The sequence below is a fragment of the Mesorhizobium sp. WSM4815 genome (assembly GCF_055811575.1).
In genome coordinates, this window is sequence record NZ_JBVVQS010000087.1 from 89,578 (window position 1) to 115,427 (window position 25,850).

Annotated in this window: 25 protein-coding genes and 1 pseudogene; 17 read left to right on the forward strand and 9 right to left on the reverse strand. The window is 62.9% G+C overall.

The genetic code is table 11. The annotated features are described in order from the left end of the window. Positions 1-30: 30 nt before the first annotated feature. On the forward strand, positions 31-1,884 hold the full coding sequence (locus tag AC0L2B_RS10710; RefSeq protein ID WP_473745316.1) for an ABC transporter ATP-binding protein: 1,854 nt from the start codon (positions 31-33) through the stop codon (positions 1,882-1,884). A gap of 115 nt (positions 1,885-1,999) precedes the next feature. Here AC0L2B_RS10710 and AC0L2B_RS10715 read toward each other — a convergent pair whose 3' ends face one another. Together AC0L2B_RS10715 and AC0L2B_RS10720 are read right to left on the reverse strand one after the other, a co-directional pair. Continuing rightward, entirely contained in the window at positions 2,000-2,998 is a 999-nt protein-coding gene (locus tag AC0L2B_RS10715; RefSeq protein ID WP_128175099.1) for an ABC transporter permease, read from the reverse strand. Between the two features lie 40 nt (positions 2,999-3,038). Continuing rightward, positions 3,039-3,779 carry an ATP-binding cassette domain-containing protein gene (locus tag AC0L2B_RS10720; RefSeq protein WP_473745318.1) on the reverse strand — a complete coding sequence of 247 codons (741 nt, stop codon included), beginning with the start codon at positions 3,777-3,779 and terminating at the stop codon, positions 3,039-3,041. A 426-nt stretch (positions 3,780-4,205) separates the two neighbouring features. Here AC0L2B_RS10720 and AC0L2B_RS10725 point away from each other — a divergent pair, with 426 nt between their 5' ends. From AC0L2B_RS10725 to AC0L2B_RS10735, 3 genes are all read left to right on the forward strand, one after another. Further along, a complete protein-coding gene (locus tag AC0L2B_RS10725) occupies positions 4,206-5,195 on the forward strand; it encodes a sugar-binding protein (protein WP_473745320.1) in 990 nt (329 codons plus the stop codon). Between the two features lie 134 nt (positions 5,196-5,329). Then, positions 5,330-6,163, forward strand: a complete 834-nt coding sequence (locus AC0L2B_RS10730) for a FadR/GntR family transcriptional regulator (protein WP_473493724.1) — start codon at positions 5,330-5,332, stop codon at positions 6,161-6,163. Positions 6,164-6,345: 182 nt separating this feature from the next. Continuing rightward, complete coding sequence (locus AC0L2B_RS10735) at positions 6,346-6,654, forward strand: EthD family reductase (RefSeq protein WP_473745322.1); 309 nt, start codon at positions 6,346-6,348, stop codon at positions 6,652-6,654. A 751-nt stretch (positions 6,655-7,405) separates the two neighbouring features. On the opposite strand, the gene AC0L2B_RS10740 is transcribed toward AC0L2B_RS10735, so the two are convergent. After that, on the reverse strand, positions 7,406-8,344 hold the full coding sequence (locus AC0L2B_RS10740; protein WP_473745324.1) for an NAD(P)-dependent oxidoreductase: 939 nt from the start codon (positions 8,342-8,344) through the stop codon (positions 7,406-7,408). 154 nt (positions 8,345-8,498) lie between these two features. Here AC0L2B_RS10740 and AC0L2B_RS10745 point away from each other — a divergent pair, with 154 nt between their 5' ends. Both AC0L2B_RS10745 and AC0L2B_RS10750 read left to right on the forward strand, forming a co-directional pair. Next, positions 8,499-9,395, forward strand: a complete 897-nt coding sequence (locus AC0L2B_RS10745; protein ID WP_287052676.1) for an NAD-dependent epimerase/dehydratase family protein — start codon at positions 8,499-8,501, stop codon at positions 9,393-9,395. A gap of 102 nt (positions 9,396-9,497) precedes the next feature. Then, positions 9,498-10,274 (forward strand): FadR/GntR family transcriptional regulator, encoded by a 777-nt coding sequence (locus AC0L2B_RS10750; RefSeq protein WP_473745326.1) that lies wholly within the window; start codon positions 9,498-9,500, stop codon positions 10,272-10,274. 524 nt (positions 10,275-10,798) lie between these two features. Here AC0L2B_RS10750 and AC0L2B_RS10755 read toward each other — a convergent pair. Next, a complete protein-coding gene (locus AC0L2B_RS10755) occupies positions 10,799-11,086 on the reverse strand; it encodes a DUF3175 domain-containing protein (RefSeq protein WP_023798654.1) in 288 nt (95 codons plus the stop codon). 194 nt (positions 11,087-11,280) lie between these two features. On the opposite strand from AC0L2B_RS10755, the gene AC0L2B_RS10760 reads away from it, so the two are divergent. The 10 genes and pseudogenes from AC0L2B_RS10760 (at position 11,281) to AC0L2B_RS10805 (ending at position 20,599) form a co-directional block, all read left to right on the forward strand. Then, positions 11,281-12,513, forward strand: a complete 1,233-nt coding sequence (locus tag AC0L2B_RS10760; RefSeq protein ID WP_287285202.1) for an MFS transporter — start codon at positions 11,281-11,283, stop codon at positions 12,511-12,513. Between the two features lie 139 nt (positions 12,514-12,652). Further along, complete coding sequence (locus AC0L2B_RS10765) at positions 12,653-12,976, forward strand: ArsR/SmtB family transcription factor (RefSeq protein WP_473745327.1); 324 nt, start codon at positions 12,653-12,655, stop codon at positions 12,974-12,976. Then, a pseudogene (locus AC0L2B_RS10770) lies at positions 12,973-13,384 on the forward strand (SRPBCC family protein). Before AC0L2B_RS10765 ends, AC0L2B_RS10770 begins: the two are co-directional and overlap by 4 nt. Before the next feature lie 124 nt (positions 13,385-13,508). Continuing rightward, positions 13,509-13,730 (forward strand): hypothetical protein, encoded by a 222-nt coding sequence (locus tag AC0L2B_RS10775; RefSeq protein WP_023798658.1) that lies wholly within the window; start codon positions 13,509-13,511, stop codon positions 13,728-13,730. 248 nt (positions 13,731-13,978) lie between these two features. Beyond that, positions 13,979-15,007: an HTH-type transcriptional regulator GntR gene (gntR, locus tag AC0L2B_RS10780; protein ID WP_287241017.1), complete on the forward strand. Its 1,029-nt coding sequence runs from the start codon at positions 13,979-13,981 to the stop codon at positions 15,005-15,007. Positions 15,008-15,319: 312 nt separating this feature from the next. After that, positions 15,320-16,444 (forward strand): sugar ABC transporter substrate-binding protein, encoded by a 1,125-nt coding sequence (locus AC0L2B_RS10785; RefSeq protein ID WP_027154324.1) that lies wholly within the window; start codon positions 15,320-15,322, stop codon positions 16,442-16,444. Between the two features lie 69 nt (positions 16,445-16,513). Beyond that, positions 16,514-18,082, forward strand: coding sequence for a sugar ABC transporter ATP-binding protein (locus AC0L2B_RS10790; RefSeq protein ID WP_473745329.1), 1,569 nt, complete (start codon positions 16,514-16,516; stop codon positions 18,080-18,082). Next, positions 18,079-19,059 carry an ABC transporter permease gene (locus AC0L2B_RS10795; protein WP_023798662.1) on the forward strand — a complete coding sequence of 327 codons (981 nt, stop codon included), beginning with the start codon at positions 18,079-18,081 and terminating at the stop codon, positions 19,057-19,059. Before AC0L2B_RS10790 ends, AC0L2B_RS10795 begins: the two co-directional genes overlap by 4 nt. Next, positions 19,056-20,042, forward strand: coding sequence for an ABC transporter permease (locus AC0L2B_RS10800; protein ID WP_473745332.1), 987 nt, complete (start codon positions 19,056-19,058; stop codon positions 20,040-20,042). Before AC0L2B_RS10795 ends, AC0L2B_RS10800 begins: the two co-directional genes overlap by 4 nt. Positions 20,043-20,050: 8 nt before the next feature. Then, positions 20,051-20,599: a gluconokinase gene (locus AC0L2B_RS10805; protein ID WP_473745334.1), complete on the forward strand. Its 549-nt coding sequence runs from the start codon at positions 20,051-20,053 to the stop codon at positions 20,597-20,599. Positions 20,600-20,636: 37 nt separating this feature from the next. Here the strand turns inward: AC0L2B_RS10805 and AC0L2B_RS10810 are convergent, their stop codons facing one another. Both AC0L2B_RS10810 and AC0L2B_RS10815 read right to left on the reverse strand, forming a co-directional pair. Next, on the reverse strand, positions 20,637-21,086 hold the full coding sequence (locus AC0L2B_RS10810; RefSeq protein WP_027154320.1) for an RrF2 family transcriptional regulator: 450 nt from the start codon (positions 21,084-21,086) through the stop codon (positions 20,637-20,639). A gap of 249 nt (positions 21,087-21,335) precedes the next feature. Further along, entirely contained in the window at positions 21,336-22,322 is a 987-nt protein-coding gene (locus AC0L2B_RS10815) for a sulfate ABC transporter substrate-binding protein (RefSeq protein ID WP_091600295.1), read from the reverse strand. A 323-nt stretch (positions 22,323-22,645) separates the two neighbouring features. On the opposite strand from AC0L2B_RS10815, the gene AC0L2B_RS10820 reads away from it, so the two are divergent. Next, positions 22,646-22,885, forward strand: a complete 240-nt coding sequence (locus AC0L2B_RS10820) for an antitoxin (RefSeq protein WP_473745337.1) — start codon at positions 22,646-22,648, stop codon at positions 22,883-22,885. Between the two features lie 161 nt (positions 22,886-23,046). Here the strand turns inward: AC0L2B_RS10820 and AC0L2B_RS10825 are convergent, their stop codons facing one another. The 3 genes from AC0L2B_RS10825 to cysT are packed head-to-tail and all read right to left on the reverse strand — an operon-like array spanning position 23,047 to position 25,831. Further along, positions 23,047-24,087, reverse strand: coding sequence for a sulfate/molybdate ABC transporter ATP-binding protein (locus AC0L2B_RS10825; RefSeq protein ID WP_473509220.1), 1,041 nt, complete (start codon positions 24,085-24,087; stop codon positions 23,047-23,049). 15 nt (positions 24,088-24,102) lie between these two features. Beyond that, positions 24,103-24,987, reverse strand: a complete 885-nt coding sequence (gene cysW / locus AC0L2B_RS10830; protein WP_287223544.1) for a sulfate ABC transporter permease subunit CysW — start codon at positions 24,985-24,987, stop codon at positions 24,103-24,105. Continuing rightward, positions 24,980-25,831: a sulfate ABC transporter permease subunit CysT gene (cysT, locus tag AC0L2B_RS10835; RefSeq protein WP_095493088.1), complete on the reverse strand. Its 852-nt coding sequence runs from the start codon at positions 25,829-25,831 to the stop codon at positions 24,980-24,982. Before cysT ends, cysW begins: the two co-directional genes overlap by 8 nt. Between the last annotated feature and the right edge of the window lie 19 nt (positions 25,832-25,850).

The following is a 25,850-nucleotide window of genomic DNA, read 5'->3' on the forward strand; positions in this document are numbered from 1 at the left end:
TCCTTCTTTCCTTTAGCGTCTGAGCGAGCCATGTCGATTTCCGATGCTATCTACGGTCCCTTCGAAAATTTGATCCGGCCACTCGATATTCCCTACCGGCCGCTGCCCTCCAAGGGGCCCGTAACCGTCCTTCTGCACTTCATCTCGATGTTCCGTGGCGTGCTGATCGCGCTCGCACTTTCGTCCATGACAATCGAGGCTATCAACCTGACCATCGTCTGGGGGCTTTCGGTCATCGTCGATGGCGTATCGCAGAAGGGCGCATCCGCCTTCTTGCACAGCGAATGGCCACTCCTGACTTTTCTCGGGCTCCTGATATTTCCGGCCATGCCAGTCGCCTCGTTCCTTCTAAACACACTCAATTCGCATACGCTCGGCGTCGGCATGCCGGCCGCTATCCAGTGGCAGGGTCACAAGGCGGTCGAGCGGCAGGATCTGGCGTTTTTCCACGACCTTTTTGCCGGACAGGTCGCATCGCGCCTGTCACAGGTAGCATCGGCCGTCCAGCAGCAGATCATCGCCGCCTTCCAGTCCATTCCGCGCTTCTTGTTGCAGATGGTCGGCTCCGTGGTTCTGCTCAGCGCGTTATCCTGGCAGCTCGCCCTGCCGGTCGTCGTCTGGATTGCGCTTAATGTGGCGCTCGCCATCAGGATGGCGCCGATATTCGTCGAACGCTCGCGCAGCACCGCCAAGCAGCGCAGCCTAGTGGCCGGCGCCATCACCGACCTCTACACCAATATGCAAATGATCAAGCAATTCGCGGCCGAAGACAGCGAGGCTGGCGCAATCCGTCGCATCATTCAGAAGACCATACAGACGCAGCACAGGGAACAACGCATCTACCGCACGTCGGAACTGACTGTCGTGGCGCTTAACATGGCACTCTGGCTAGCGATGCTTTCGATTGGCTTTTCGGGCCTCGTCCACGCCTTTCTCACAGTCGGCGAGTTCGTCGGCGCGGTCTATATTCTGCAACGGCTGTCTGGTCACACCTTCACGTTCCTGCAGATGGGCCAGCAGATCTTTCAGGCAATCGGAACGATCAAAGACGCGATGCCCGTGATGACGACGCCGCCCACCATCACAGATCGGCCTGACGCGGCGAGCCTCACGGTCAATAGCGGCGAAATTCGTTTCCAAGACGTCTGCTTCGCATACAAGTCCGGGAAGCATGTCATCGATAATCTGTCGCTAACGGTTCGGCCCGGCGAGAAGGTGGGGCTGGTCGGCCTCTCCGGGGCGGGCAAGACTACGCTGGTGAGTCTGCTGCTACGCTTCTACGACATCAGGGACGGCGCGATCCTGATCGACGGGCAGGATATCCGCACGGTCACACAGACGAGCCTGCGACAGTCGGTCGGAGTCATCGCCCAGGACGTTTCGCTGCTGCACCGTTCGGTCGGCGACAATATCCGCTACGGCCGACCGAAGGCGACGCAGGACGAGATCGAACAGGCGGCGAAGACGGCAAGAGCCGATGCATTCATTGTCGATCTTGCCGACGGCGAAGGCCGCAAGGGCTATGACGCCTTCGTTGGGGATCGTGGCATCAAGCTCTCCGGCGGTCAGCGCCAGCGTATCGCCATCGCGCGCGTCTTGCTGAAGGACGCGCCGATCCTTGTGCTTGACGAAGCGACCTCCGCCCTGGACAGCGAATCCGAGGCGGTCATCCAAGAAAAACTCAATTTCGTGATGGAGGGGAAGACGGTGATTGCCATCGCACATCGCCTTTCGACCATTGCCATGATGGACCGGATAGTCGTGCTCGATCAGGGCCGCATCGTGGAAGAAGGCAGGCCCGGCGAACTGGTCGAACAGGATGGCTTGTTTGCCCGCCTGTGGAAACGCCAGACAGGCGGCTTCATTCCCGATGAATTAGCATAGCCTCGTCGGGTGACGAACACGTTTGCAAGGTCGCGAAAGCGCCATTCTGGCACTCAAGTGGCAGGGCAGCTATAACACCACAGCCGGAGAAGAGGTGAAATGACAGCTCCCTGTCTCACTCGTTGCGCCGGAAATTGCGGAGCCGGTCGAACAGGACCGCCATCAGAATGGCACCGCCGATGAACACCCCCTGCCAGAAGGCGTTGATGCCGAGCAGGCCAAGGCTGTTGCGGATCACTTCGATCAGCGCCGCGCCGACGACGGCGCCAAAGGCCGTGCCCATGCCGCCGGCCAGGTTGGCGCCGCCGATGACGGTGGCGGCGATGACCTGAAGCTCCATACCGTTGCCGAGATTGGTGGTGACGGCGCCCAGCCAGCCGGTCTGGATGATGCCGGCAAGGCCCGCTGCCAGCGCCGAGATCATGTAGACAGCGACCTTGATCTGGCGCACCGGAACGCCGGTCAGCGTCGCCGCATGCTCGTTGCCGCCGATGGCGAAGATGTGCCGGCCGAATTTCGTCCAGCGCAGGACGAAGCCGGTGATCAGCGCCAGCACGATCATGTAGAGCACCGGATTGGCGATGCCGAACACAAAGGCGCCGCCGCCCAGCGCCAGAAGCTTGTCGTGGTCGGGCCCGAACTGGAAGACGACGGTGTTGTTGGAGGCGACCATGGCGAGGCTACGCGCGATCGACAGCATGCCGAGCGTCACCACGAAGGGCGGAAACCCGAGATAGGCGATCAGGATGCCGTTGAAGGCGCCGATGATCAGCGCCGTCGCGATCGCAGCGGCAATGCCGACCTCGATGCCGTAGCCGGCATGCATGGTCACGGCGAGCACCATCGAACACAGGCAAAGCACCGAGCCGACCGACAGGTCGATGCCGCCGGTGATGATGACGAAGGTCATTCCGAGCGCGACGATGGCGACGAAGGTGATGTTGCGGGTGATGTTGTAGAGGTTCTTCGTCGTGGCGAAGGAATCGGTGGCGACGGACAGGAACAGGCAGGCGAGGATGACCGCGATCACCACCCAGAAGGTCTGGCTGGCAAACACCCTGGTCAGCAAAGTGTGCTGTTTCTGCGCGATCGTCTGGTCAAGAGTTACTGCCATCGTCGACCTTTATCTGCTTGCGTGGTGGAACCGGCTGGCATCAAACCTGTTCGATGGCGCCGGTGATGAGCCCGGTGACTTCCTCGGGCGAACTCGACGCGATCGTCTTGTCGGCGACCTTGCGGCCGCGCCGCATGACGATGACGCGGTCGGCAACGTCAAAGACGTCGGGCATGCGGTGGCTGATCAGCACGACGGCAATGCCCTGGTCGCGCAAATGGCGGATCAGGTTCAGCACCTCGGCGACCTGCCGGACCGAGATCGCCGCCGTCGGCTCGTCCATCAGCACGATCTTGGCCTGCGAAAGCATGGTGCGGGCGATCGCCACCGCCTGGCGCTGGCCGCCCGACATCTGCTTGACCAGATCGCGCGGGCGGGTTTCGGATTTCAGCCCGGCAAAGATCTGGCCGGCGCGCTTGTACATCGCGGCGTAGTCGAGGATGCGAAACGGCCCGACACCGCGGCGCAGCTCGCGGCCGAGATAGACATTGGCGGCGGCCGTCAGATTGTTGCACAACGCCAGATCCTGATGGACGATCTCGATGCCGTGCTGGCGCGCCTCCACCGGCTTGTGCAGGATCAGCTCCTTGCCGTCCATCTGCATCGTGCCATGGCTTGGGCGGAAGTTGCCGGCGATCATCTTGACCAGCGTCGACTTGCCGGCGCCGTTGTCGCCCATCAGCCCGACCACCTGTCCGGCCTCGATCGACAGCGAAACGTCGTTGACGGCCTGGATGGCGCCGAAATGTTTTGAGATGTTGGCGAGTTCGAGAACCGGCACCAGTCTGCTTCCTCCGTGCTTTCGGCCTGCGATCCTGTCGCGGCCTCGCTCTTCCCAGCTCCTCCCGGGAACCGCGCTTTCGCCCATTTACGCATATGCCCCCTTGCCGTCAACAGCGGCTTCTTTCGAAAAATCCGTTTTGTAGGACAAATAGCAATTGACGTCCGTCGCAAGCCGATATTAGCTAGGCGTCGGAGGAGATTATGCCGATCTCCTGCCCCGGCTCGCCGGGGCTGAGCAGGCGGAGGTTTATCGGTCGAGGATCTGGCAGCGTCCCTATCGCGCTGGTCTGCAACCGCATATGGAAATACTTATCGGCCCGGCTTGACGACACGAGCGCTCGCGAAACGAACCTCTGTCATCGCGCATCCGGGCTGGTCTGTGTGGCGGGCACGCCGTGTCCGTCTGTTTCAAGGGAGGACTGAAATGAGGAAATCACTATTGCTCGCTGCCGTCGCCATGCTGGCGTTGGGCGCCGGGCCGGCCATGGCCAAGAAACAGCTCGTCATCGTGGTCAAGGGGCTCGACAATCCGTTCTTCGAGGCCATCAACCAGGGTTGCCAGAAATGGAACAAGGAAAACGCCGACTCGGAGTATGAGTGCTTCTACACCGGTCCGGCATCGACCTCGGACGAAGCCGGCGAAGCCCAGATCGTCCAGGACATGCTGAGCAAGCCGGACACGGTGGCGATGGCGATTTCGCCGTCCAACGCACCGCTGATCGCGCAGACGATCAAGAGCGCCAATCCGTCGATCCCGATCATGACGCTCGACGCCGACCTCAGCAAGGAAGATGCGGCGCTGCGCAAGACCTATCTCGGCACCGACAACTACCTGATGGGCTACAAGATCGGCGAGTACATCAAGAAGGCCAAGCCCGACGGTGGCAAGATCTGCACCATCCAGGGCAATCCCGCGGCCGACAACATCCTGCGCCGCGCCCAGGGCATGCGTGACGCGCTTACAGGCCAGAAGGATCTCCCGGCGCTCGCCGGCGAGGGCGGCTGGACCGAGGTCGCCGGCTGCCCGGTGTTCACCAATGACGACGGTGCCAAGGGCGTGCAGGCGATGACCGATATCCTCGCCGCAAATCCCGATCTCGACGCCTTCGGCATCATGGGCGGCTGGCCGCTGTTCGGTGCGCCGCAGCCCTATCGCGACCTGTTCAAGCCGATGGCCGACAAGATCGCCAAGAACGAGTTCGTCATCGGCGCCGCCGATACGATCGGTGAGGAAGTGGCCATTGCCAAGGAGGGCCTGGTGACCGCATTGGTCGGCCAGCGGCCGTTCGAGATGGGCTACAAGGCGCCCTCGGTGATGATCGACCTGGTCGAAGGCAAGCCCGTCGCCGATCCGGTCTTCACCGGTCTCGACGAGTGCACCAAGGATACGGTCGATACCTGCATCCAGAAGTAGGTTCGCATTTTCGGGGCGTCCGCTCGACGGGCGCCCCGTCACGCCGGTTCACGAAAATCTACGAGGTGACGTGGCTGGGGCGAACCGCTCCTGCTTTGCCGCGCCTTGAGTTCAGCCTGTGCCGGGGAACATGGATGTCGGACGCCAGATCGAAAAAGCGACTTATCACGGTCAAGGGACGGGCTACGGTCAAGGCACGGGCCAAGGTCAAGGCACGGGCCAAGGTCAAGCCGCCGGTCGCCCGCCCGGCCGGCGCCCGCCGGACCGACGCGGCGCTGATCCCCGGATCGAGCGTGCATGCGTCGCTGGCCAACGAGATCGGCCTCAGGATCGTGCGCGGCGACTATCCGCCGGGAACCATCCTGCCCAACGAGGCCAAATGGTCGGAGACTTTCGACGTCAGCCGCTCGGCGGTGCGCGAAGCGATCAAGATGCTGATGGCCAAGAGCCTGCTGGCCTCACGTCCCAAGATCGGCAGCTGGGTCGAGCCGAAAGAGCGCTGGAACCTGCTCGATCGCGACGTGCTGGCCTGGTATGCGACGGCGCCAGATCGCGAAATGTTCCTGCGCACGGTCCAGGAGTTCCGTCACATCATCGAGCCGGAAGCCAGCGCCTTTGCGGCGATCCGGCGCAGCGACGAGCAGATGGCCGAGATCAGCCAGGCCTGCCGGGAGATGGGCGAGGCGGCGACATTGCCGGAGCGCACCCGTGCCGACACGCGTTTTCACCTGGCTATCCTGCGCGCCTCTGGCAACGACCTGCTGGTGCCGCTGGGCGTGCTGATCGAATCGGCGCTCGATCATCTCTTCGTTTTCGTCACGCGCGAAACCAGCGACCAGCCTCGAGCGCAGGCGCTGCATGAGGCGATCGAGAAGAACATCCGCCTTCGGCGGCCGGCGGCAGCCCGCACCGCGGTGCACCGACTGCTCGCCAACACCGACGAGGTTATCGGGCGGTCGCGGCGGTAAGGTCAAACGCAATCGCTCTGAACGGCCAGGGAGCGGCGACTTGGAAGACTCACGTCGGGCCTGAAACCCCATATGCTTCGTTGACCTCCTTAGAGCGAGGAACGAACCCATTTGCCAGCACTCTTGCTGAGGAGTATCCTTTTGCGCAAAGCTGGCGGTGAGTGTCGGTTGAAAGGGGGAGCATGGCCAGACTTGTCGCACTCTACAAGACTCCGAAAGACGTGGCCGCCTTCGACCATTACTATGTTTCGACCCACATTCCTCTGGCCAAAGCCATTCCCGGGTTGAGGAAATACGAAATCAGCGATGGCGGCGTCCATTCGCCGGGTGGGGCCTCAGGCTATCATCTTGTTGCTACGCTCTACTTCGATTCCGTTGCGGATATTCAAGCGGCCTTAGCGTCCCCCGAGGGTCGGGCCACGGCGGCTGATCTTGGCAATTTTGCAGATGGCGGAGTGGAGCTAATGCTCTTTGAGACTAGGGAAGTCTGAACCTCGCACAATCCGACCCCAGCAAAGTATCAACCGAATTTCGGTTGTCGTTCCGCTGTTCGTCATGGGCTCAGTTGCGCCATGACCATTCATTCGCGCCGCCCTGGACGAACGGCAACTCATGGCGATGGCTTTCGCTGGCTGCCGGCGGACTGGGTCTGGGATAGAGAAACCTGACCTGTTTGCGTTTCCTGGGCGATCTGCTGTCGCGGATGTCACGCCTAAACGCCGATTGACACGGATCGCGGTTCTCAACGACGTCCCGTGGAAAAGCCACTGTCACCAACCGATCCGCCATCAAGTGGCCGTCAAGGCGGGACTGGAAATCCGCTGGGGCGGTGAGCCATCGAAGAGGGCTTCTGAAGCATTGATGGCGTTTTCCGAGCGCCCACTTGGTGTATTAGATGTCGGACGTCATCTGCAGTATGACCGTAGATTGCCATGACCGTCAGGATGATCGGCTCGCTCAGGAGATCGTCAAGCGTAGGTTCACGCTCTTGCGTCATAGGTCGCCTCAAAATTCTTGTTTATTCCCGCACCTTCTCCTCGAACGATGACAGTGAGACGGCGATCGGGAAACCCCTCAAAAAGAGGTAGTCTGCATCGTCATTGCCGACGACTGATATGGGTGCAGGTTGCCGCCATTAGCGGCTGGAGCTTGTCCCTTCTCCCCGTTTTCCACGGGGAGAAGGTGGCGGCAGCCGGATGAGGGGCAGCGCCAACTTTGACCAGATACAGCGAGCCGATCGCCTCAAATCGTCTGTTTCTTCCCATCCTTCGTCGGCGTCAAATCGACGCCGTTGACCTTGCGGATATGCGTCGCCAGCATCGGCACATATTGATCGGCGGGCCCAGCGGCGAATGCGCCGGCGAAGGCGTTCTTGGTGGCATTGCCGAGTGGGTTGGCGATGCCGGCGGCACCGGCCATCGATTCGAGATAGGTAAGGTCCTTGAAGGCGTTGGCGATGGTGAATTTGTGCGCGTCGCGGTCGCCTTCAAGCGTCCAGCGCATAAAAGTCTGGTAGAAGCCGCAATCCATGCGGCCGTTGCGGATGACGCTGTCGAAGCGCGGCGGCGAGATGCCGACCTTTTCGGCCAGCGCCAGCGCCTCGGAATAGATCGCCGCATAGCCCAGCGAGATGAAATTATTGAGCAGCTTCATACGGTGGCCGTCGCCGGTGTCACCGATATGGACGATACGTCCGGCCCAGGTATCGAGCACTGGCTTCAGCCGGGCAAAGACCGCGTCGGATGCACCGACCATGGCGTCGAGCGTGCCTTCCCAGGCCTCCTTCGGCGTGCGGCTGAGCGGGGCATCGACATAGTCGATGCCGAGCCCCTTGAGTTCGGCGGCAAGCGCCACCGTCGAGGTCGGGTCGGAGGTCGAGCAATCAACGACCACCGAACCCTGCTTCAGGCCCTCCTTGAGGCCGCCCGGCCCGCGGATGATGGCCTCGACCTCGCGCGAGCCGGTGACGCAGATAAAGACGATATCGGATGCAACGGCCACGTCGCGCGAGGTCGCGGCTTCCTTCGCACCGCGGTCGAGCAGGTCTTGCGCCGGTGCGCGGTTCTTGCGGCCGAGAAACGTCAGGGAATAGCCCTTGTCGACGATGTTCTTGGCGATCCCGTGTCCCATCAGGCCAAGGCCGATGAAGCCGATCTTTTCGCTCGCGGCGGTGGTGTTCATGTCGTGTAATCCTGTGTTGCGGTCTCGATGACGGCGCCGCACTTCGGCAGGCGAATTGTTGAAGCGGGTTTTTGCCAAAAGCGGTTGGCGGACGATTGCAGAGTTCGATATTGTCTGACAATACACCCGAATTCCAGGGAATGTGGAGAGCAAAATGACGAAGCGGATCATGTTCACCGGCGGCAGCGGCAAGGCTGGGCGTCATGTCGTGCAGTATCTGGTCGAGCAGGGCTGCCAGGTGCTCAACATCGACACCAAGCCGCTCGACAATCCCAAGGTGCGCACCTTGATCACCGACATCACCGACAGCGGGCAGGTGTTCAATGCGCTGTCGAGCTATATGGGCCTGCATGAATTCGACCCGTCGCTGCGCGCGCAGCCCGTCGATGCCGTGGTGCACTTCGCGGCGATCCCGCGCATCATGATCACGCCCGACAACGAGGTGTTCCGCATCAACGCGCTCGGCACCTACAATGTCATCGAGGCGGCGGCAAAACTCGGCATCCGCAAGGTGGTGATCGCCTCCAGCGAGACGACCTATGGGCTGGTCTTCGCCAACGAGCCGCGCGACCCGACACATTTCCCGCTCGACGAGGACTATGACGTCGATCCAATGGACAGTTATGCGCTGTCGAAGATCGTCAACGAGAAGACGGCGCGCGCCTTCGCGCTGCGCAGCGGCATCGACATCTACGCCTTGCGCATCGGCAACGTCATCGAGCCGCATGAATATTCGCTGTTCCCGAAATGGTTCGCCGATCCAGGTTTCCGCAAGCGGATCGCCTGGAGCTATATCGACGCGCGCGACCTCGGCCAGATCACCCTGCGCGCCATCGAGAAGGACGGGCTCGGCTATCAGGTGTTCAACGCCGCCAATGACGACACCTCGTCCGACCTGCCGACGGCCGAACTCTTGAAGCGGTTCTATCCCGGCGTGCCGGTCAAGGGCGAGCTCGGCGAATACGAGACGCTGCTTTCGAACCGCAAGGCGCGGGATATGCTCGGCTTCCGCCCGGAACACAGCTGGCGGAAATACGTCAAGACGGCATGACGAGGCCGATGCATCCCGGCTGATCTGTGCACAGAAGCAGGCTTTGCCGCCCGAGGCTTGTCCGGTGCTTGACAGCTTTCGCAATCCGGACTTTGTGAACGCATGCGGGACGGCAAGCCGAATAAGCGAAAAACACCGGCCAGGGCGGCGTCGGCCGAGCGCCCGGCTGCCGTTCGCCGTGCCGATACGGCGCGCATGCCTGGGGCGAGCGTGCATGCGTCGCTGGCCAACGAAATCGGTCTCAGGATCGTGCGCGGCGACTATCCGCCGGGAACCATCCTGCCCAACGAGGCCAAATGGTCCGAGACTTTCGACGTCAGCCGCTCGGCGGTGCGCGAAGCGATAAAAATGCTGATGGCCAAGAGCCTTTTGGCGTCGCGTCCAAAGATCGGCAGCTGGGTCGAGCCGAAAGAGCGCTGGAACCTGCTCGATCGCGACGTGCTGGCCTGGTACGCGACCTCGCCCGACCGCGAGGTGTTCCTGAAAACGGTGCAGGAGTTCCGCCACATCATCGAGCCGGAAGCGACCGCCTTTGCCGCGATGCGGCGCACAGACGAGCAGATGGCCGAGATCAGCCGGGCCTGCCGGGAGATGGGCGCGGCGGCGACGCTGCAGGAGCGGACCCGTGCCGACACGCGTTTTCATCTGGCGATCCTGCGCGCCTCCGGCAACGACCTGCTGGTGCCGCTCGGCGTGCTGATCGAATCGGCGTTCGATCATCTGTTCGCCTATACGACGCGGGAACTGGACGATCTGCAGCACGCGCAGAAGCTGCACGAGGCGATCGAAAGGAATATCCGCCTGCAGCGGCCGGATGCGGCACGCAACGCGGTGCGCAAGCTGTTGGCCAATACCGACGGCGTCATCAAATCGCGCTGATAAAGCGCGGCGGACCACTGCAGCGCTTCATCTTCTTTCTCCACCGCCCGCAATTTCGCCGTTCGCAATCTCCCCGTTCGCGATCGCCGCCGGGCCACAGCCGCCAATCTCCAAGATTTGAGATTAGCCGCAGGGTCCCATGCCTTCGTCATCCTGGGGCGAAGCAAGGAGCGAAGCGACGCCGCGCAGACCCCAGGATCCATTCCGTTACCTTGGAGCACTGCTGCGGTGCAGGACCTTTGATCGCGGAGGGACAGCGCCCCCCTCTGTCCTGCCGGACATCTCCCCCACAAGGAGGGAGATTGGCTTCATCACTGATTTCGCCAATCACCAACCTTGCGGACGCTGTCCGCGAAGCTGCCGATCTCCCCCAAGTGGGGGAGATGTCGAGTCTTGGCAAAGAGGGCAGGACAGAGGGGGCGCGAAGGATCGCTACAGAGCGCTTTTGTTCTGAGCCGTTGCATTCTTCGGCGGCTGTCACGGAATGGCTCCCAGGGTCTGCGCCGCGTCGCTTCGCTCCTTGCTCAGTGTTCTCTCGGGCGGCCAAACGCGGCGCGCAGTTCGTCCTTGGCGTCCTCCAGCACTTTCTTCTGCTTGGCCGGCAGGTTCGTGCCGGCGCGGTTGATGTAGAAATTCAGCATCGACATGGCGGACTGGAACGGCTCGGCCTTGCGCCGGTCGCTGTGCTCGGCCGATCGCTTCAACGAGGCTGCGATCTTCTTGGGGTCGTGGGATTCGAAGATATGGTCCTCGAGGTCCAGCGCATCGCTGTGCTCGGTGACCTCGGCCGACCATTTCCTTTTCGCGGTCATGACAAACTCCTTCTTCCTTCTATTGGCCTATTGGCGAGTTTGATGAAAAACTTCGGGAAGGCGGCCACCGTTCCACTGCAGCTCAAATCTCTGGAGCCACGCAATTGCGCGATGTGGCGCTGCACGGCGCCGCCAATGTGCCGATAATGGTGTCGAACCCGTCGACTTGCACACAACCGCGGACAGGAAACGCCTTGACCACAACCGCCTCCAGCCGGCCGAGCAGCCCCGGCATAGACAGCGCCTATGCCTGGCTGCGGCTCGGCATCTCGATGCTGCTGGCGACGATCGGCGGTGTCGGCATGTGGGCGGTGGTCGTGGTGCTGCCCGCCATGCAGGCCGAATTCGGCGTCGATCGCGCCGCCGCTTCGATGCCCTATACCGCGACCATGGCCGGTTTCGCCGTCGGCAATGTGCTGGTCGGCCGCGCCATCGACCGCATCGGCTACTGGATACCGGCGCTCATTGCCTCGGTGACGCTCGGTACCGGGTTCCTGCTGGCATCGCTGACCACTTCGATCCTGCAGTTCACCCTTGTCCAGGGACTTTTGATCGGCGTCGGCACGTCGGCGATTTTCGGGCCGCTGATCGCCGACATCTCGCACTGGTTCAACCGCCGCCGCGGCGTCGCGGTGACGGCTGCCGCCGCCGGCAGCTATCTCGCCGGGGTGATCTGGCCGTTGGCAATGCCCTACGTCATACAGAGCGAGGGCTGGCGCTTCACCTATGCCGCAATCGGCGTCGTCTGCCTCGCCACCATGCTGCCGCTGATCATGCTGCTCAGGCGCGGCGCACCACATGCCGCCGCTCCCGGTTCACCCGGCAGCCGGCCGGTCCAGCCGATCACGCTGTCACCGGCAGCGCTGCAGGTGTTGCTCGTCGTCGCCGGCCTTGGCTGCTGCGTGGCGATGTCGATGCCGCAAGTCCATATCGTCGCCTATTGCATGGATCTCGGCTACGGCGTGGCGCGAGGCGCCGACATGCTGTCGATCATGATGGCGGCGGGCGTCGTCAGCCGGCTGGCGTCCGGCTTCCTCGCCGATCGCATCGGCGGCGTGAAAACCCTGCTGATCGGCTCGGTGCTGCAAGCCCTGTCGCTGTTGTTCTACATCCCCTTCGACGGGCTCGCGTCGCTTTACGTCGTCTCGCTGGTCTTCGGCCTGTCGCAGGGCGGCATCGTGCCCTGCTATGCCATCATCGTGCGGGAATACATGCCCGCCAAAGAGGCCGGCCAGCGCGTCGGAATCGTCATCATGGCAACGATCTTCGGCATGGCAATCGGCGGCTGGATGTCGGGCTGGATCTACGATCTGACCGGCTCCTACGCCGCCGCGTTCCTCAACGGCATCGCCTGGAACCTGCTGAACATAGCGGCCATGGTGCTGCTGTTGTGGAAGGCGCGGCGCAGCGCCGCGGCGATGGCCTGAGCACTGACCCCCTTTGGCCAGAGCGATGGCAGCGACATGGGGTAGGCCCCGTGACGCGGAGCCCGGTCCAGGTTCCTGCTTGACGTACACATATCTCGGCGGTTATTGATTTCCAATAGCCAGAGAGTTATCGATCGCCATGTCACAGCCCCACGAGATCCTCTTCAAATCGCTTGCCGATCCGACGCGACGGGCCATCTTCGAGCGGCTGTGTCGCGACGGAGACCAAACCGTCGCGGCCCTGACCGCTCGGGCCGGGGTCTCGCAACCGGCCGTGTCAAAGCATCTTGGGGTGCTGAAGCAGGCCGGGTTGGTGCGCGATCGCCACGAAGGCCGCAACACGCACTACAGCGCGGAGCTCGGCGCCCTGGCGCCGCTGATCGACTGGACAAACCAAATGGCTGGGTTCTGGCAAAACCGGTTCGACAACCTCGAAGATCTGCTCAAAAGGATGGACCAATGACCAATACCGAGACCGAAACGCGCGCCGTCATTGTTGAACGGGAGGTCGCTTTTCCGCCCGGAAAAGATCTGGCGCGCGCTCACCCAATCACACCTGATCGAGGAGTGGCTGATGAAGAACGATTTCAAGCCAGACGAGGGGCACCGTTTCAATCTGAGCGCGGACTGGGGGACGGTCAACTGTCAGGTCCAGGCAGTCGAGCCCAACAAGATGCTGTCTTACACGTGGGATACCAAGGATCTCAGAAGTGTCGTCACGTGGACGCTCACCCCTACGAGCACGGGGACCCATCTGCGCATGGAGCAGTTGGGCTTCCGGCCGGACCAGCAGCAGTACTACCAGGGCGCCCAACACGGGTGGCAGCGGTTCTTTGCGAAGCTGGAGCAGGTCCTGGCGCGGATAGAATAGCCGTGCCGGCGCCATAGGCATCTGCGGGCGAAACGCAATGCCCAACAAGACGTCTGTCAACGAAACAAGGTAGCAAAAAAGCCGCCAAGCGGGTCGTGCGGCTCGTCTTCAGAGGAGGTCCCAAATGAACTGGAACACGTGGATCCGGCAATTCCACCGCTGGCTGTCGATCATTTTTACGGCGGTCGTCGCTGCCATCTTCATCACCTTGGGCGTAGGTGTCGAGCCGGCCTACTGGGTATATCTCATGCCGCTGATCCCGCTCGGCTTGCTCATGCTCAGCGGTCTCTATCTGTTCGCGTTGCCCTATGCCACGAACTGGCGCAGCGGACGACGCACGGCGTAGAAGACTGAGCACGGTGGACGACAAGACGCCCGCTCACCACCCACAGCCGAAATTCAAACAGTGGCGCTACCCGAGTTCGGGTAGCGTCCTGCCCGGTTCGCTTGACAATGGGGTAAGGCTGCGCGACGCCAGACGGGTGTGGCAAGTCGGGTGCGGCAAAGTCGGATTGGCATGGCGACAGTGGCAAAGACGCTGAACAGCATTTCGCGGTCGCGCTTCGGCGAGGGCGCCGCGTTCGGGACCAGGCTATGACCAAACCGCGCTCGCGCCGTGGCGGCGGCCGTCCGACGATCGCCGATGTCGCGCGCAAGGCCGGCGTCGGCGCCATTACCGTCTCCCGTGCCTTGCGCGAGCCGGAGCGCGTTTCGGAGGATCTGCGCCGCCAGATCCAGGCTGCTGTCGATGAGCTCGGCTATCTGCCCGATCCGAATGCGCGAGCATTGGCTTCGGCGCGCGCCGAGGTCTTTGGCGTGCTGGTGCCGTCGCTCACCAACAGCGTCTTTGCCGAAGTGCTGCGCGGCATCTATGACAGCCTGTCCGACAGTTCCTACCGCATCCAGTTCGGTAACACCCATTATTCCGGCCTCGAGGAGGAACGGCTGCTGCAGGTGTTCGGGCCGCAGCGCCCGGCGGCGCTGATCGTGGCGGGCATCGACCAGACGCCAGTTTCGCGAAGACTGCTCGAGACGGCCGGCTGCCCGGTGGTGCAGGTCATGGAGACCGGCCCCGATCCGGTCGACATGATGGTCGGCTTCTCGCATTTCGATGGCGGCAGGGCGGCGACTGAGCACATGATCGAAATGGGCTATCGCTGCATCGGCTTCATCGGCGCGCGCATGGACCCGCGCTCGCAGCGGCGTCTGGCCGGCTATCGCGCGGCGATGGAGGCGGCCGGCCTGTTCAACGCGCGGCTTGTCACCACCACGCCGGTGCCGTCCAGCGTGACGCTCGGGCGCGAATTGTTTCGCGACGCGCTGGCCAAGATGCCGACGCTGGACGGGATTTTCTGCAACAATGACGACATCGCGCTCGGCGCGCTGTTCGAGTGCCACCGCGCCTCGATCGCCGTGCCGAAGACGATCGGCATCACAGGCTTCAACGATCTCGACATGATGGAAGTGGCTTTCCCCTCGGTCACCAGCGTCCGGACGCCTCGCTACGAGATCGGCCGGCTGTCGGTCGCCATGGCGCTCGCGGCGATTGCAGGCAAGCGGCCGCAACAACCGGTCGTAGACCTTGGCTTCGAACTCAAGCGCCGTGAGAGCACTTCCCGCTGAAAGCACTGGCCGCTGAAAGCGCTTGCAGGCATCGCGAAATGCCGCTTTACTCTACGTCATGGTAGCGCTACCAGTTCTATCCAGGCGAAAGCTCGCGAAACAGCGAAGGTCTGTTTATTATATATAAGCGACAGCTGATGCTTGTTTATTATGTATAATATGATAGTTTTTATTCCGGTTTACTGAGCCACGAGGGAGGAGATCGGGTTGGCATTCGGCCACCCTGAAAGCGCGACGGCAAGGCAGGAGGTGCCGAGCCAGGCACGCGAGACGCGTAAGAACAATCAGAAACTGCAACTGGGAGGAATATCGATGATCAAGTCACTCGTAGGTGGCGTCGTCGCCGCCACTGCATTCGTCATGCTGAGTTCGTCGGCGCTCGCCGAACCCGAAATCGTCGCAGGCCCATCCGCCGAGCCGGAATGCTTCGCGCCATGGGCCGCCGACACGCAGTTCTTCAAATTTCCCAAGAAGGAAGGCCCGTACCGCATCGCGCTCGCCAATGGCTATATCGCCAACACCTGGCGCATCCAGATGGTGCAGACGGCAAAAGCCTATGCGGCGCAGCCGGAGGTCGCGGCCAAGCTCAAGGAATTCAAGGTCGTCTCGACCGGCGAAGACGTGCCGGCGCAGATTTCGGCGATCAACAATTTCATCGATTCCGGCTATGACGCGATCGTCGTCAACGCGCAGAATCCGACGGCATTCGGTCCGGTCATCAAGCGTGCCAAGCAAGCCGGCGTCGTGCTGGTCGCCTTCGACAACATCCTCGACACCAAGGACGCCATCAACGTCAATGTCGACCAGAAAGGCCTTGGCGAATTGTGGGCCAACTGGCTGATCAAGCATATCCCCAATGGCGGCAAGCTCCTCGAGGTGCGCGGCGTTGCCGGCACGTCGGTCGACACCGACCGCCACAACGGCATCCATGAGGCCCTCGACGCTTCGGGCAAGAAGTGGGAGGTCACCGAAGTCGTCGGCAAATGGGACGATGGCGTCGCGCAAAAGGCTACGGCCGACGCGATCGCCACCAACGGTCCCTTCGACGGCGTCACCGGGCAGGGCGGCGACACCGGCATCGTCCAGGCGATGATCGACGCCAAGCATCCGTTCGTGCCGTTCGGCGGCGAAACGGAGAATGGCTTTCGCAAATTCTGCGCCAAGTTTGCCTCAGAAGGGCTGAAATGCTCGTCGGCCGGAACCGGACCCGCCCAGGTGGCGGTCGCCATCAAGACGGCGATCGCCGCGCTCGAAGGCCAGGTCGTCCCGCAGGCGGTGAAGCTGCCGCTGGCGATCGTCGAGGATCCGAACTTCAAGGAGGGCGAGGACTATTTCCCCGACCAGTCCGACAATTTCTTCGTCGGCAATTCCTTCCCGACCTGCGGCATCAATTTCACCGCGCAGGAAATCATGGGCCAGAGCAAGGAGAACCAGTAGGCTGATCGCTCGGCGCCGCGGGTATTCCGTGGCGCCGGTCCCGAAGAACAAGCGCCTTGGGAGGGGCCGATGGACGGTGCGGTTCCGCTCTTCCGCATGGAGGGCATATCCAAGCGCTATGGCGGTGTGCGGGCGCTGGAAAAGGCCGAGCTTTCGGTCACGCCAGGCAGCATCCACGCTATCCTCGGCGAAAACGGCGCCGGCAAATCGACGCTGATCAAGGTCATGGCCGGCGTCGTCGCGCCTGACGAAGGCCGCATGATGCTGGACGGAAGCGAGGTGAGCTTCGCGTCGCCGGCCGCGGCCAACCAGGCCGGCATCGTCTGCATCTTCCAGGAATTGTCGCTCGTCCCCGAACTCAGCGTCGCCGACAACATCGTCATTTCCGATCCGCCGAAACGGTTCGGCATGATCGACCGCAAGGCGCAGCGGCGCATCGCGGAGGAAGCCCTGGCGCGTGCAGGCGCCGCCGACATCCACCCGCTGGCGCTGGTCAAGGATCTTCCGCTTTCAAGACGGCAGATGGTCGAGATCGCCAAAGCACTTGCCAGGAAGCCGCGCATCCTGATCCTCGACGAGGCGACCTCGGCGCTGACCGCGGCCGACGTCGCCAAGATTTTTGGCGTCTTGAAGCGGCTGCGCTCGGAAGGGTTGGCGCTGCTCTACATCTCGCATCGGATGAACGAGATCGCCGAACTAGCCGACCAGTGCACGGTGTACCGCAACGGCCGCAACGTCGCCAGCTATGCTGCGGGCTCGAAGAGCGACAATGAAGTCGTCGAGCTGATGATCGGCCGCGAATACAGCCATATTTTTCCACCGAAGCCGGTGCGCGCCCCGGCTATAACCGCTCCGGTGCTTGAGGCGCGAAAACTGTCGTGGACCGACCGGCTGGACAATATCTCGCTCACGGTCGGGGCAGGCGAGGTCGTCGGCCTCGGCGGCCTCGACGGCCAGGGCCAGCGCGAATTGCTGCTCGCCTTCTTCGGCGTGCTGCGCGGCCTCAGCGGCCAGATACTGATCGACGGCAAGCCGGTGGCGATCGCCAGCCCTGCCAAGGCCCGCGGTGACCGGATCGGCATGGCGCTGATCCCGGAGGACCGCAAGACCGAAGGCCTGATGCTGCCGATGACGGTGCGCGAAAACCTCTCCTTCGCCGCACTCGACCGGTTGTCCAGGGCCGGCATCATCGACCGTGCCGCCGAACAGCGGCTGATCGACGAAATGGTCGCCCTGCTGGCGATCAAGACGGCCGGCCTCGACATCCCGGTCGGCGCGCTGTCCGGCGGCAACCAGCAGAAGGTGGTCATCGCCAAATGGCTGATGCGGCAGCCGCGCATCATCCTGCTCAACGACCCGACGCGCGGCATCGACGTCGGCACCAAGCAGGAACTGTATCAGCTGATGCGCAAGCTCGCCGACCAGGGCGCGGCGATCCTGTTTTACTCGACCGACTATGACGAGCTGATCGGCTGCTGCGACCGGGTGCTGGTGCTCTATGACGGAGCGGTCAAGCGCGAGCTGGTCGGCGCCGAGATCACCGAGCGGGCGCTGATCGCCAGCGCGCTTAACATCCATGGCGAAGAGATGAAAGTCAAAGGCATGGCGAAGACGCCAGCCCGAGGAGCGGACGCGTGAAGGATTGGCGCTACTGGCTTGCCGAACAACGCGGAACGCTGCTGGCATTCGGCATCTTCATCGTGATGTTCACGATCTACACCTCGAACCATCCGGCCGGCTTTACCGCCAATGTCGTGCAGACGGCTTCCAACAAAGGCGTGCTGCTTGCCTTCGTCGCCATGGCGCAGACGCTGGTGGTGATCACCGCCGGCATCGACCTTTCCGTCGGCATGATCTTTCTGCTGACCAACTGCCTGGCCTCATGGCTGGTCATCGGCACCGGCATCGAGACCGCGTTCGGTGTCGTCGCGGTGCTCGGCACCGGGCTGCTGTGCGGGGCGATCAACGGCGCCATCGTCATCTACGGACGGCTGCAGCCGATCGTCACCACCATTGCCACCGGCGCGGTCTATTTCGGCATCGCGCTGCTGCTGCGACCGTTCCCGGGCGGTTCGGTCAATGAGGATCTTGCCGACGCGCTGACCGGGCGGCTGTTCGGCGTGGTGCCGGCGAGCCTGGTGGCGCTGCTGGCCATCGTGCTCGTCGTCTGGGTGCCGTTCAGCCGCTCCGTGCTTGGGCGCGCGGCCTATGCCGCAGGATCTTCGGAGATGGCAGCCTACATGTCCGGCGTGCCGATCCGCCGGGGAAAATTCGCCGCCTATGCGCTGGCCGGCCTGCTGGCCGCGATCGGCGGGCTGTTCCTGACCTTCTTCACCTATACAGGCGAGGCGGCCTATGCCAGCGGCAATGCCTATACGCTGTTCTCGATCGCCGCCGTGGTGCTCGGCGGCGTCTCATTGTTCGGCGGCAAGGGCAGCGCCATCGGCGCGATTTTCGGCGCGCTCGCCTTCCGCACTATCGGCGACCTGCTCTTCGTCTTCGATTTCGATCCGCTCTGGCAGCCGCTGTTCCAGGGCGTCATCCTGCTGATCGCCGTCAGCCTCGGCGCCTTCGCCCTGTTCAGGGTCCGCAACCGGCTGGAGTGGTTCCTGTGAGCGAAACGACCATCGCCGGCATCGCCGGCCGCATGCCGAAATTCATCCGCCGCGCCGACCCTGCGGTGCTGACCGCCTTTGCCTGCATCGTGCTGCTGCTGTTTGTCGGCAGCCTTTACTCGCGCAGCTTCCTGTCGCCGGAATATCTGCTGCAGCAGCTCAAGGTGGCGTCGTTTCTCGGCGTCATCGCCACCGGCATGATGCTGGTCATCCTGCTTGGCCAGATCGACCTGTCGGTGCCGTGGTCGGTGGCGACGGGCGCGATGATGGCCTGTGCGGCCGCCGCCTACGGCCCGCTCGGCGTGGCGCTGGCGATCCCGTTCGGCATTTTCTGCGGCGTCGCGATCGGCATCGTCAACGGCATTGGCGTCGCTTATCTGCGCATTCCCTCGATGATCATCACGCTCGCCACCAATGCCGTCGCGCAAGGGCTGATGGTGGTCTATACCGGCGGCTTCTCGCCACAGGATTCGGCGACCCGGGCGATGCGCTATCTGGCGACCGGCTTTGCCATTCCGGGCGTGCCCAACGCCGTCGTCATCTGGGCGCTGATCGGTGCTGCGATGGTTTTCGTGCTGACCCGCACGGGCTTCGGCCGCACGGTCTACGGCATCGGCAACCGCGAGCGCGCCGCCTACCTCTCCGGCATCGACACGCGGCGCGTGGTGCTGATCGCCTTCGCCGTATCCGGCGGGCTCTCAGCCTTCGGCGGCGTGCTTCTGGCCGGCTATGCCTCCAAGGCGGCGCAGTCGATGGGCGACGCCTATCTGCTGCCGTCGATCGCTGCGGTGGTGCTTGGCGGCACCTCGATCCTCGGCGGCCGCGGCTCCTATCTCGGCACGGTCGCGGGCGTCATCCTGATCACGCTTTTGCAATCCATTCTTTCCGTCATGCAGATGCAAGAGGCGGGGCGGCAGATCATCTATGGCGTCGTCATCGTCGCCATGCTCCTGCTTTACGGCCGCGCGCCGGCCAGCCGCTGACCCGCATCGTGGACGAAAAGCCAGCACAAGTGCAGAGGAAACGCATTCGGCCCGCACCGGCCGTCGTGGTGATGGGCGTCGCCGGATGTGGCAAGTCGGCGGTCGGCGACGCGCTGGCGGCGGCGCTGGGCGCTGCCTTCGTCGAGGGCGACAGGCTGCATCCACCGGAAAACGTCGCGCGCATGGCAAGCGGCGAGCCGCTGACCGACGCATTGCGCGAAGGCTGGCTCGACGCGATCGGCCGGCGCATTGCCGGACCGGTCGGCGATGGGCAGAGCGTCGTCGCCGCCTGCTCGGCGCTCAAGCGCAGTTATCGCGAGCGTCTGCGCGGTTTTTGCCAGGACATTTTGTTCCTCTACCTGGAAATCGACCCCGCGACCGCAAAGCAGCGTGTCGGCTCCCGCCAGGGGCATTTCATGCCGGCAAGCCTGGTCGACAGCCAGTTCGCCACGCTCGAACCGCCGGCAGCCGACGAGAATGCATTGACGCTCGATGCGACGCATCCGATCGCCGATATCGTCGCCGACGTAACAAGCCTGTTCGAGTCGGATTCATGAGGGTTCGCTGGCGCCGATTCCACTTCAAGACGCCAGATCAGATCTGTGACGTCAGTTCGACTGGAAAATCGTCATTGTCGGCGTCGCGCATGGCGGCGAGGCTCCGATTGTCCAGCACCTCGGCGATCGCATGGCGCACCTCCAGCATCATGTTCCGGACCTGGCATGTCGCCTCGTCGCAATCATCGCAGCGCTGATATTGGGTGCGGCTGGCGCAAGGGATCGGCGCCAGCGGCCCGTCGAGGACGCGCACGACATGGCCGATCTTGATCTCGGAGGCCGGGCGGGCGAGGCGATAGCCGCCTTCCTTGCCCTTGCGGCTCTGGACGAAGCCGGCATTGCGCAATTCGCCCAGAATGGCATCCAGGAATTTCTTCGGGATGTTGTTGGCGACGGCAATGTCGTTGACGAACGCCAGCTGGCCGACCGGCAAGCCTGACAGATGCACGAGGGCCTTGAGGCCGTATTTGCCTTTTTTGGTAAGCATGCCCGATTCAGTTCATGAAAACCCCAACCGCCCGCATCTGGCGGTTGTTTGTGTGCAAATCATGACGTTTTGTCGCGCAATGCAGTTTCGCGAAACAAGCCGTCCGAGGGCACAGTACGCACAAACACGTTGATTGTTCGTGACGTTTTGGACGGCGGGCGCCCGTAAAGCGGGAAACCACCTTCCCGGCGCGGAAAACGAAGAAACCCGGCAAAGCCGGCTTTCTTCCGATTTCGAAGATCGCTTGCTTCAGCGGCTGCCATAGGTCTGGTCGAGCAGTCCGCCGGCGGCGAAATGCTCGGCCTGGATCTTGGCCCAGCCGCCGAAGACATCTTCGACCGTCAGCAGCCGGACGTCGGGAAACTCGGCCTTGTATTTGGTGGCGACCGCCGCGTCGCGAGCCCGCAGGCCGTTGCGGGCGGCGATGTCCTGGCCCTGCGGCGTGTAGAGGAAGTCGAGATAGGTCTTGGCGAGGTCACGCGTGCCATGCTCGTCGGCGACCGTGTCGACGATCGCCACCGGAAACTCCGCCAGCAGGCTGACCGAAGGCGTCACCTGCTCGAACTTGTCATCGCCATACTCCCTGCGGACGCCGCGCGTTTCCGACTCGAAGGTGATCAGCACGTCGCCGATCTCCCGCTGCACGAAGGTAGTGGTGGCGGCGCGCCCGCCGGAGTCGAAGATCGGCACGTTGTTGAACAGTTTGGTGACGAATTCCTTCACCTTGGCGTCGTCGCCCTTGAAGGCCTCCTTGGCGTAGGCGGTGGCCGCGAGATAGGTGTAGCGCGCATTGCCCGAGGTTTTCGGGTTGGGGAAGATCACCTGGACGTCGTCGCGCACGAGATCGTTCCAATCCTTGATATTCTTCGGGTTGCCGGCGCGCACCAAAAAGGACGGCAGCGAATAGAAAGGCGAGGCGTTGTCGGGGAAGTCCTTCTGCCAGTCGGCGGAGATAAGCCCCTTCGAGACCAGGAAGTCGATGTCGAGGACCTGGTTGAAGGTGACGACATCGGCGCCGAGGCCTTCGGCGATGGCACGCGCCTGCGCCGACGTCCCGGCATGCGACTGGTCGACGGTCACGCCGGGGTGCTCTGCGACGAAGGCCTTGTTGATCTGCGCAAACAGTTCGCGGCCGACATCATAGGACGCGTTCAGCAATTTGTCGGCCGACCAGGCTTGGGAGGATGCGAGGAACAGGCCGGCCAATGTGGCGACGCCAAGCAAAAATCGCTTCATGAAAACAGGGCTCCGATGCAGTGCGCTTATTGCCGAACCATAGCGGCAAGGCATGGTGGGCGACGAGACACGCAGAGCGGCTTAACCACGCCATCGCGAGAAAAATGTTCCCATTCCAGGCCGTTGCTAGGATTTTCTTTCACCCGGAGTCCTGCGAAGCACCTGGGCAGCGGTCCCCATGCGTTGGCAAGACGATTGCATCGCGACACTGTCTGGCATTTTACAAATGGTATAAACAAAGGAGCCATCGCTATGCCCCAGCGCCGCCATTCCAAGACTCCGCCGAAAGAGGCGAAGCGTTTCGCAACAATCGCAGCCAGGCGGTGCGCATTCCTGTCGAGTTCGAGCTCCCCGGCGAAAAGGTCTTGATCAGCCGTGAAGGCGACCGCCTGGTCATCGAGCCGGTCCGCAAACCTGGCCTCTCGGCGCGGCTCGCGCAATGGGCGCAAGAGCCACCGCTCGGTCCCGAGGACGACTTCCCCGGAACCGACGATATGCCTGTCAAATCCGAAAGAAATTTTTTAATGCGGCTCATGCTGGACACCAACTTGTCAGCGACATGATCCGAAACCCGGCGGGCAGAGCCATTATTGGCCAAAACGACCTTTTTATTGCTGCCCACGTCTACGCGCTGGACACCACCCTGGTAACCGCCAACATGGGAGAGTTCAACCGGATCAAGGGCCTGAAGGTCGAGAACTGGCTGAGTAGCGCCGGAAGGGGATCAAGCAGCCGGAAAAAGCTTCCAGCGCCGCGGCCTGAACGCTACCCGGCTCTTCTGCGCCGCCGGATGGTCGACCGGCAGCTCGATCTCGACCCGCTGGCGCTCGCCGCCGATTTCGAGCTCCACCCGTCTGGTGCCGGCGACGCGGCGGCTGGCGGCGACCGTGCCGGCGATGCAGCCATTGCATTCGTCCACCAGGTCGACATCGTGCGGGCGGAAGAACAGCGTTGCTTCGCCCCGCGGCGCCTGCGGCGCCGACAGCCCGATCGGGCGATCGGCGATCCAGACCTGGCCGTCCTCGACCTTGACCGGAAGCACGCTCGATTCACCGATGAAGCCGTAGACAAAGGGCGAATTCGGCGTGTCGTAGATTTCGTCGGCGGTGCCGACCTGCTCGATGCTGCCCTGGCTCATCACCACGACGCGGTCGGCAAGCTCGAGCGCTTCTTCCTGGTCATGGGTGACAAAGACCGTGGTGTGGCCGGTGGCGTCGTGGATGTCGCGCAGCCAGCGGCGCAATTCGCGGCGGACCTGGGCGTCGAGCGCGCCGAACGGCTCGTCCAGCAAAAGCACGGCCGGTTCGATCGCCATCGCGCGGGCCAGCGCCACGCGCTGGCGCTGGCCGCCCGAAAGCTGAGCCGGATAGCGCTTTTCCAAGCCGGAAAGCTGGACGAGGTCGAGAAGCTCTGAGGCACGGCGGCGGATTTCCTGCGCCGACGGCCGTGACGGCCCGTGCCGAACTTTTAGGCCGAAGCCGATATTGTCGGCGACCGTCATATGGCGAAACAGCGCATAATGCTGGAAAACGAAGCCGACATTGCGCTGCTGGATCGACTTTTGCGACGCATCCTCTTCGCCAAAGAAGATCTTGCCTTTCGTCGGCCGCTCCAGCCCGGCGATCAGCCTGAGCAGCGTCGTCTTGCCGGAGCCGGATGGCCCGAGCAGCGCGATCAGTTCGCCGGACTTGATGTCGAGCGAAACGTCGTGGAGCGCCGGAAACCGCTCAAACTCCTTGCGCACGTTGGCAACGCGAACTTCCATCAACCGTCCCTTTTTTCAGTGTCCGCGCGTTGCGGCGAGCTCGGCGCCGTAGCGCATCTCGAGAAGTGTTTTCAAGACCAGCGTGACCAGCGCCAGGCCGGCAAGCAGTGAAGCGACGGCGAAGGCGGCTGCGGCATTGTATTCGTTATAGAGGATTTCGACATGCAGCGGCATGGTGTTGGTCAGTCCGCGTATGTGGCCCGACACGACGGAGACCGCGCCGAACTCGCCCATGGCGCGCGCATTGCACAACAAGACGCCGTAGAGCAGCCCCCATTTGACGTTGGGCAGCGTCACGTACCAGAACGCCTGCCAGCCATTGGCGCCGAGCGACAGCGCCGCCTCCTCGTCGCCATTGCCCTGCTCCTGCATCAAGGGGATCAGTTCGCGGGCGACGAACGGGAAGGTGACGAAGATGGTGGCCAGCACGATGCCCGGCACGGCAAACAGGATGACGATGCCATGCGCCTTCAGCCAGGCGCCGAACAGGCCTTGCGCGCCGAACAACAGCACATAGACCAGGCCGGAAATGACCGGCGAAACCGAAAACGGCAGGTCGATGAGCGTGGTCAGGAAGGCCTTGCCCTTGAACTCGAACTTGGCGATCGCCCAGGCGGCGGAGACGCCGAAGACGATGTTGAGCGGCACCGAGATCGCCGCCACCAGCAGCGTCAGGTGGATCGCCGAGCGCGTGTCGGGGTTGGTCAGCGCCTCGGTATAGGCACTGAGACCCTTTGCGAAGGCTTCATTGAAGACGACGATCAGCGGCAACAGCAGGAAAATGCCGAGGAAGGCAAAGGTCACGATCATCAGCACGGCTTTCGCCGGGCGGCTTTCGGTCACTGCCGCCGATTGGCTTTCGTGGTGCGGTGCGTAGGATTTTATCTCCGGATCAGCCATAGCGCTTGCGGCTCCACGTCTGCACCAGATTGATGACCAGCAGCATCACGAACGACAAAGCGAGCATGATCGCCGCGATCGCGGTCGCCGCCGCATAATTGTATTCCTCCAGCCGGATGACGATCAGAAGCGGCGCGATCTCGGATTTGTAGGGCAGGTTGCCGGCGATGAAGATGACGGAGCCGTACTCGCCGACGCCGCGCGCGAAAGCCAGCGCGAAACCGGTGACGATGGCCGGCGCCAGGCCCGGAAGCAGAACCCGGGCGATGGTCTGGAAGCGATTGGCGCCGAGCGTGGCGGCCACTTCCTCGACCTCCTTGTCGATCTCCTCCATGATCGGCTGGACGGTGCGCACGACAAAGGGCAGGCCGATGAAGATCAGCGCGATGACGATGCCGAGCGGCGTATAGGCGACCTTGATGCCGAGCGGCGCCAGCAGGCTGCCGAGCCAGCCGTTCGGCGCGTAGAGCGTGGTCAGCGCGATGCCGGCGACCGCCGTCGGCAAGGCGAAGGGCAGGTCGACCATGGCATCGACGATGCGGCGGCCAGGAAAGCTGTAGCGCACCAGCACCCAGGCGACGATCGTGCCGAAGACGACATTGACCATGGCGGCAATGAAGGCGGTGCCAAAGCTGATTTCAAGCGCGTTGATGGTGCGGCGGTCGGTGGCGATCGCCCAGAAATCGGCCCAGCCAAGCGCGGCCGATCGCCAGATCAGCCCTGACAGGGGAATGAGGATGATGAGCGTGAGGTAGGCAAGCGAGAAGCCGAGCGTCAATCCGAAACCCGGAATGACGCTCGGCTGTCTGAACCGCCACCCCGCCTTGGCGGGTGCTGTGGTCATGTCGTCCTGATCTAGAGTC

Coding starts and splice junctions, on each gene's coding strand:
- AC0L2B_RS10710 (WP_473745316.1), top strand. CDS start 31: ATGTCGATTTCCGATGCTATCTACGGTCCCTTCGAAAATTTGATCCGG.
- AC0L2B_RS10715 (WP_128175099.1), bottom strand. CDS start 2,998: ATGGCAGTAACTCTTGACCAGACGATCGCGCAGAAACAGCACACTTTG.
- AC0L2B_RS10725 (WP_473745320.1), top strand. CDS start 4,206: ATGAGGAAATCACTATTGCTCGCTGCCGTCGCCATGCTGGCGTTGGGC.
- AC0L2B_RS10730 (WP_473493724.1), top strand. CDS start 5,330: ATGTCGGACGCCAGATCGAAAAAGCGACTTATCACGGTCAAGGGACGG.
- AC0L2B_RS10735 (WP_473745322.1), top strand. CDS start 6,346: ATGGCCAGACTTGTCGCACTCTACAAGACTCCGAAAGACGTGGCCGCC.
- AC0L2B_RS10740 (WP_473745324.1), bottom strand. CDS start 8,344: ATGAACACCACCGCCGCGAGCGAAAAGATCGGCTTCATCGGCCTTGGC.
- AC0L2B_RS10745 (WP_287052676.1), top strand. CDS start 8,499: ATGACGAAGCGGATCATGTTCACCGGCGGCAGCGGCAAGGCTGGGCGT.
- AC0L2B_RS10750 (WP_473745326.1), top strand. CDS start 9,498: ATGCGGGACGGCAAGCCGAATAAGCGAAAAACACCGGCCAGGGCGGCG.
- AC0L2B_RS10755 (WP_023798654.1), bottom strand. CDS start 11,086: ATGACCGCGAAAAGGAAATGGTCGGCCGAGGTCACCGAGCACAGCGAT.
- AC0L2B_RS10765 (WP_473745327.1), top strand. CDS start 12,653: ATGTCACAGCCCCACGAGATCCTCTTCAAATCGCTTGCCGATCCGACG.
- AC0L2B_RS10775 (WP_023798658.1), top strand. CDS start 13,509: ATGAACTGGAACACGTGGATCCGGCAATTCCACCGCTGGCTGTCGATC.
- gntR (WP_287241017.1), top strand. CDS start 13,979: ATGACCAAACCGCGCTCGCGCCGTGGCGGCGGCCGTCCGACGATCGCC.
- AC0L2B_RS10785 (WP_027154324.1), top strand. CDS start 15,320: ATGATCAAGTCACTCGTAGGTGGCGTCGTCGCCGCCACTGCATTCGTC.
- AC0L2B_RS10790 (WP_473745329.1), top strand. CDS start 16,514: ATGGACGGTGCGGTTCCGCTCTTCCGCATGGAGGGCATATCCAAGCGC.
- AC0L2B_RS10810 (WP_027154320.1), bottom strand. CDS start 21,086: ATGCTTACCAAAAAAGGCAAATACGGCCTCAAGGCCCTCGTGCATCTG.
- AC0L2B_RS10815 (WP_091600295.1), bottom strand. CDS start 22,322: ATGAAGCGATTTTTGCTTGGCGTCGCCACATTGGCCGGCCTGTTCCTC.
- AC0L2B_RS10825 (WP_473509220.1), bottom strand. CDS start 24,087: ATGGAAGTTCGCGTTGCCAACGTGCGCAAGGAGTTTGAGCGGTTTCCG.
- cysW (WP_287223544.1), bottom strand. CDS start 24,987: ATGGCTGATCCGGAGATAAAATCCTACGCACCGCACCACGAAAGCCAA.
- cysT (WP_095493088.1), bottom strand. CDS start 25,831: ATGACCACAGCACCCGCCAAGGCGGGGTGGCGGTTCAGACAGCCGAGC.